Source organism: Mesobacillus maritimus (assembly GCF_023715205.1).
GTDB classification, from domain to species: Bacteria; Bacillota; Bacilli; order Bacillales; family Cytobacillaceae; genus Mesobacillus_B; species Mesobacillus_B maritimus_C.
Genome location: NZ_JAMBNR010000123.1, coordinates 1 through 262 on the forward strand (window position 1 = coordinate 1; position 262 = coordinate 262).

Consider the following 262-nt stretch of genomic DNA (forward strand, 5'->3'; position numbering starts at 1 on the left):
CAATCACCGGTTTACCTAAAGCACTTTGAACGGCAGCTTTAAAGGAATGACTCATATCCATAATGACAACCTGAACTTGATTTCCATGTCTTTGAAGATAATGCTTAATCGTACTCTTGTAACGATTGGGCAGTATATCTAGTGGTTTTTTGGTAATTCCATCGGCAATAATAAGTTGGTATTTTCCTTCTCTGGTATCCCCCTTATATTCATCAATGGCAATGACTGGAGGCAGTTCTTCTACTGGTTTAACTTCACTTCT

At 38.2% G+C, this 262-nt stretch carries 1 protein-coding gene; it reads right to left on the reverse strand.

The genetic code is table 11. From position 1 onward, the window contains the following. A partial coding sequence (locus M3182_RS25915) for a transposase (RefSeq protein ID WP_251560692.1) occupies nt 1-262 on the reverse strand: 262 nt, incomplete at both ends.